Below are 5302 nucleotides of genomic sequence, written 5' to 3' on the forward strand. Positions count from 1 at the left end.
AATGAATTTTGAAAAAATAGTCATTACTATAGTTACTAAATAGAAGCTCTTTTCCCTCTCTACTAATGACTATTTTTTCTAAATTCATTTCCGTTAAGGACTGGTTTTCTTCGCTATAAAAATGTATTAACCCCTCTCCCCTCATTTCTTTCAGTATTTCATATAATTCATTTTCTTCTACTTTGTGAAGATTTCTGTATCTTTTGGGGGTAATTGGAAACTTCAAATCTAAATCATGTAAAATTTGCAATCTAATGTTCACATCAAACACTCCCTTATTCATCTTATATAAGTATATTATTCTACAATCAATAAGAAAATCCTCTTTAACAAAGATTATTTTTCATCTAACTTTTTAATCAAACATCTCATTTATCACATTGTTCTTTATTTTGCTACAATTGTCATAAAGTCTTTCAACCGTTTCTCTTACCCTTTTTATATAAGCCGTATCAGAAAGATAAGTCAAATTCACTTCTATAGCTTTTTTAACAGCTATTGCAGCACCTTCGGATAAATATACCGCTCCAGCTAAATCGCCTAGAACCTTTACATAGCTCTCTTTCTGAATCCCTTGAATCTCTACTAAAATCAGTTCACAACCTTCTAGTATTGCCACTAAGGGGTCTGTAGCCTTTTGCAAAAGATCTTCATATTGATCTGGAAACTCCTTTTTCTTTCTTGTGCCTTTTATAACTTCACCAAAAGCTCTCATATCGTCATCAGCTAGATATAAACAATGTGCTTTTAACTTTTTCATCTTTTCGGTGGCATCTATAAGCATTTGGTTTTGAGGATCTTTTTTTATGCTTGCTTTACATGACATTTCAACCAAAGCTGAAGCCATCGCTACGGCAGTAGCACAAGCACTACCACTTGCTGGACCTGGAAAACTTGGTTCTGCTATCTTCTCTAAGTACTCTCCTAAAGTTAGATCTCTAATATTGTACATTGTCATCACTCCTATCCCATAAATTTCTAAGCTCTTATCACTACTAGCTTATCATAAAAAGAAAAAACCATACAATATTTTGATAATAATTATTAAAAGATATAAATCATAATATAATAACGATAATATATTTTTATAAATTATAATTGACTTTTATTTTATAATCATGTAAGATTAAGTTAACATAAAAAATAATCAATAAACCCTATATTATTCTAGTTAAATAATATAGGAATAAAAATTACACGTATTTAAGGAGGAATAAACATGTCAAAAATTGAAGAAGTAAAAGCTAAGGTAGAAGCAGGTAAAACAAAATTAGTAGCAGGTTTAGTACAAGAGGCTTTAGATGAAGGTAATTCACCAAATGATATCCTTCAAGCTATGGTTGACTCTATGGGTGTTGTAGGAGACAAATTCTCAAGTGGAGAATTATTTGTACCAGAGATGTTAATCGCTGCTAAAGCAATGTCAAAAGGTGTTGATGTATTAAAACCTCTTATGGCTGGCGACAATTCAAATTCTTTAGGAACATGCATTATTGGAACAGTAGAAGGCGATTTACATGATATCGGTAAAAATTTAGTGTCTATGATGATTGAAAGTGCTGGATTTAATTTGGTTGACATCGGTGTTGACGTACCCGCTCAAAAATTCGTAGATGCTATTAAAGAAAATGACAATGTTACTCTAGTAGCTTGCTCAGGCTTGCTTACAACTACAATGCCAGCATTAAAAGAAGCTGTACAAACAGTCAAAGCTAGTGGTTTAGAAGGCTTTAAAATAATCGTTGGTGGAGCTCCTGTAACGCCAGAGTTTGCAGAAGAAATTGGTGCAGATGGCTATGCTCCAGATGCAGGTAGCGCTGTTGTGAAAGCAAAAGAATTGGTAAAAGCATAATTCACTTTTAGATAAAGGAGGTTTATACTTATGTTAACAATAAAACAAAATTTGCAAGAAGTTATGAAGGGCGGAAACCCTGACCGCTTCGTAAAACAATATGAATTTTTGGATATCATTTTAGAATTACCTAGTGATGCATCTATGGGTGGACCTGGACAAGAATGGCGCACAGCTTGGGGTGTACTCAATAGATGGCCAGAAGGACAAATAGGTGGCTTCCCTGTTCACGATGATGAAAATATCGTTATAAAAGACATTACGAAATGGAGAGATTATGTAAAAGCTCCTCGCGTAGAATTTTCAGATGAAGAGTGGGCTCCAGCAATCGAACACGTTAATAAAATAGACCGAAACCAAAAATACGTGGCTCCTTTTATTGCGCCAGGTGTATTTGAAATGACTCATCACTTAATGCGTATGGAAAACGCTTTAATGAACTATTACGAAGAGCCAGAAGCTATGCATGAATTAATCGATTACGTAACGGATTACGAGATTCGTTGGGCTAAAGAAATCATTGACCATATCCATCCTGATGCACTGTTTCATCACGATGACTGGGGTAGCCAAATTTCTTCTTTCCTTTCACCAGCTATGTTCGAAGAATTTATTGTACCTGCATACAAGAAAATCTATGGTTTCTATAAAGAAAATGGCGTAGAACTTATTGTACATCACAATGATGCTTACTCTGCAAACTTAGTACCTTATATGATCGAAATGGGTATTGATATTTGGCAAGGTGCAATGAGCACAAATAATATCCCTGAACTTATTAAAAAATATGGTGACAAGATTACCTTTATGGGTGATATTGATAGTGGCGTTGTAGATTTCCCTGACTGGACACCAGAAATCGTTGAAAAACATGTAAAAATCTCTTGTGAGCGATGTGGCAAACTCCATTTTATCCCATCCTTAAGCCAAGGGCTAAACTTTAGTTCATTCCCAGGCGTATATGAAGAAACAGATAAAGCAATTGACAAAATGAGCAAAGAAATGTTCTAAATAAAATATTAAAGCTTTTTATAAAGAAACCACCTCATGTTGAAGGTGGTTTCTTTATATTAGAGTAATCTATAAGCTTAAACCCAATTTTCGCCTTATTGTCTTCCTACTAAATGGCTATTTTGTCAACTCCCCTCTCAAATTTGTTTCCATAAGCCTTTTTACGGTCTCTACATCATCATATAAGCTAAGGAGATAATCTAATTTTGTTACCGCAGCTTCAACAGTCATATCGTATCCACTGACTGCACCAGCTTGTGATAAAGTAGAAGATGCTTCATATTGACCAATTACAGCAGAACCTTTTAAACACTGTGTACAAACGACAATAATCGTATCGTTTTCTTTTGCCCTCTTAAGTAGGCCTTCTAAGATATGATCTGCCTTTGGCAGATTCCCTGCACCCAAAGCTTCGATAACAAATCCCCTTAAATGAGAAGTCATAATGCTTTCAAATACCTCCCATTGAATTCCAGGAAATATTTTAAGGACAGCTATTTGACGTTTATCAAAGGTTCGAACTTTAAAATCACCCTTTGTAGGACGGACAAGCTTATTTTTCACTTCAATATTTACGCCTATTTCAGCTAAAAACGGATAATTAGGTGAATCAAATGCGATCAAATGATCTGAACTTATTTTTGTCGCTCGATTTCCTCTCATAAGTTTACTTCCAAAATAAAGGCACACTTCAGGAATATTGTAATTGGCTGCAATGAGAAGGGCTGTAATAATGTTATCCCGTCCATCGTTTCGAATTTCGGATAAGGGAATTTGGGATCCTGTTAAAATAACAGGTTTAGACAAACCATCTAACATAAAGGAGAGGGCGGATGCCGTATAAGCCATCGTATCTGTGCCATGCAAGATAACAAACCCATCGTACATATGGTACTTTTCTTTAATATCCTTAGCGATTTTTACCCATTCCTTTACGGAAACATCAGATGAGTCCAATAGTGGGTCGTATTCAATATAATCATAAAAAGGCATTTCTTCTGAGTTTAATTCTTGAATGGTAGATAGAGCTTGTTTCATAAAACCTTTTTTTGGTGCATAACCATTAGTAGTCTTAATCATACCAATCGTTCCACCAGTATGGATAATACAAATTCTTTTTTTCATCACTACACCTGTCTTCTTTTATTATTTTAATGTCTGCTAAATACAGTTTAAATATACCAAATTACTGTATAAGTTAAAACGGAGCCGTCACAATAGACCTAATAATGAGTATACTGTAGAGAACAATATAAATAAAAACTGGAGGAAAAACATGGATTATTATTCTTTTAATTCCCCTATAAATGATTCAATGAATTATGTGCAAAATCCTTATATAAATCAAATGCAACCCATTTTATCAAATAATCCAACAGAGACAGATCTTACTCTATTTAAAGAGTTAAGCGGATTTCCCAACTATGGAAATCCAAGTGGAAATGCGGATATCCTCTACACAGGAAACCAGGGTACTTGGACATTTGAAGTTCCAGCCTTCTTCTTTGTACCAGGCTTATTGAGAGCTGAAGTATTAATTTCGGGTGTTCTTGACGACAAGCAACCTGCTACCCCTATCCGTCAATACTCTGCTACTATAACGATTAATGGCCGAGTAGTTCATAGAGGTGCTCTTCCATTACAACACGGCAGACCTTTCGGAGCACAATTTGACGATTGGCAAATCATGAGATTTAATGTAAGAAATCTAAGAAGAGTAAATACTATCGAAATTCGAAATACTTCTACAGGTGCACAAAACGATTGGATTGGTTTAGATTGGATAGAAATGAGATTTTCTCGTAACTAGAAAAGAGCTCCCCTTAAAGGTGGCGCACCTAAGGGATTTACTACCCTTGAAAAATTTGGCATAGTCGGTAGAAATATCAGTTATGCCATTTTCTCTTGAATTTTCAGAAGTCTCACTACCCCGATACAGTTAAAAATCACTTCAATATGATGTTGCCACCTTTTCTGCCTTGTAAACAATGATTTTCTCAATAAACTGCCGCTCCAAATCCTTGTTGTTATCAGCGTATTTCTTTAGTATTGCTTTCTAATATGAGATTTGTCAAAAGTGTTTTACCAGCAAAGCCACTACCATCTACAGTAGTGGCTTTGGCTATCATTAAACCAAAAAACAGAATGTGCCATCTGACAATGCATAAATAACTCTTATAAAACAATCCCGTTATGTTCAAATCATCTGGCAAATAGCTCTTTTCATTGCGCGGACATAGTCTCTCACATACGGTACGCAGTCCTCGCCATATTTGGCACATAGTTTCACAATGGCAGAGCCGACGATTATACCGTCGGCCTCTTGCGCCATATAGGCCGCCTGTTCCGGCGTGGAGATGCCGAAACCCACGGCGCAAGGAATATCTGTCACTTCTTTTGCAAGTGCAATCATACCACCGATGTCAGTGGTAATTTTGG

The 5302-nt window shown here is 35.5% G+C and carries 8 protein-coding genes; 3 read left to right on the forward strand and 5 right to left on the reverse strand.

Translation table 11 applies throughout. The annotated features are described in order from the left end of the window. Together Q7P22_RS13405 and Q7P22_RS13410 are read right to left on the reverse strand one after the other, a co-directional pair. Positions 1-262, reverse strand: a 262-nt coding sequence (locus Q7P22_RS13405) for a hypothetical protein (protein ID WP_303864929.1), incomplete at its 3' end; no start/stop codon positions are given. Positions 263-355: 93 nt separating this feature from the next. Beyond that, positions 356-952: a cyclodeaminase/cyclohydrolase family protein gene (locus Q7P22_RS13410; RefSeq protein ID WP_303864930.1), complete on the reverse strand. Its 597-nt coding sequence runs from the start codon at positions 950-952 to the stop codon at positions 356-358. Positions 953-1219: 267 nt separating this feature from the next. Between Q7P22_RS13410 and Q7P22_RS13415 the strand changes: the two genes are divergently transcribed. Both Q7P22_RS13415 and Q7P22_RS13420 read left to right on the forward strand, forming a co-directional pair. Further along, positions 1220-1852, forward strand: a complete 633-nt coding sequence (locus tag Q7P22_RS13415; RefSeq protein ID WP_303864931.1) for a corrinoid protein — start codon at positions 1220-1222, stop codon at positions 1850-1852. 30 nt (positions 1853-1882) lie between these two features. Beyond that, positions 1883-2863, forward strand: coding sequence for a uroporphyrinogen decarboxylase family protein (locus Q7P22_RS13420; RefSeq protein ID WP_303864932.1), 981 nt, complete (start codon positions 1883-1885; stop codon positions 2861-2863). A 117-nt stretch (positions 2864-2980) separates the two neighbouring features. Here the strand turns inward: Q7P22_RS13420 and ansA are convergent, their stop codons facing one another. Then, positions 2981-3988: an asparaginase gene (ansA, locus tag Q7P22_RS13425; protein ID WP_303864933.1), complete on the reverse strand. Its 1008-nt coding sequence runs from the start codon at positions 3986-3988 to the stop codon at positions 2981-2983. A 151-nt stretch (positions 3989-4139) separates the two neighbouring features. On the opposite strand from ansA, the gene Q7P22_RS13430 reads away from it, so the two are divergent. Further along, positions 4140-4673, forward strand: coding sequence for a hypothetical protein (locus Q7P22_RS13430; RefSeq protein WP_303864934.1), 534 nt, complete (start codon positions 4140-4142; stop codon positions 4671-4673). 220 nt (positions 4674-4893) lie between these two features. Here the strand turns inward: Q7P22_RS13430 and Q7P22_RS13435 are convergent, their stop codons facing one another. Beyond that, positions 4894-5076 (reverse strand): hypothetical protein, encoded by a 183-nt coding sequence (locus tag Q7P22_RS13435; protein WP_303864935.1) that lies wholly within the window; start codon positions 5074-5076, stop codon positions 4894-4896. Then, positions 5061-5302 (reverse strand): geranylgeranylglyceryl/heptaprenylglyceryl phosphate synthase (locus Q7P22_RS13440; RefSeq protein WP_303864936.1); only part of this gene is annotated, 242 nt, incomplete at its 5' end. The genes Q7P22_RS13440 and Q7P22_RS13435, both read right to left, overlap by 16 nt.

Source organism: Alkalibaculum bacchi, assembly GCF_937875145.1.
Lineage (GTDB): Bacteria > Bacillota > Clostridia > Eubacteriales > Alkalibacteraceae > Alkalibaculum > Alkalibaculum bacchi_A.

What these genes read in the sequence shown, in the direction of transcription:
- Q7P22_RS13415 (WP_303864931.1), top strand. Translation starts at nt 1,220, where the DNA reads ATGTCAAAAATTGAAGAAGTAAAAGCTAAGGTAGAAGCAGGTAAAACA.
- Q7P22_RS13410 (WP_303864930.1), bottom strand. Translation starts at nt 952, where the DNA reads ATGTACAATATTAGAGATCTAACTTTAGGAGAGTACTTAGAGAAGATA.
- Q7P22_RS13430 (WP_303864934.1), top strand. Translation starts at nt 4,140, where the DNA reads ATGGATTATTATTCTTTTAATTCCCCTATAAATGATTCAATGAATTAT.
- Q7P22_RS13420 (WP_303864932.1), top strand. Translation starts at nt 1,883, where the DNA reads ATGTTAACAATAAAACAAAATTTGCAAGAAGTTATGAAGGGCGGAAAC.
- ansA (WP_303864933.1), bottom strand. Translation starts at nt 3,988, where the DNA reads ATGAAAAAAAGAATTTGTATTATCCATACTGGTGGAACGATTGGTATG.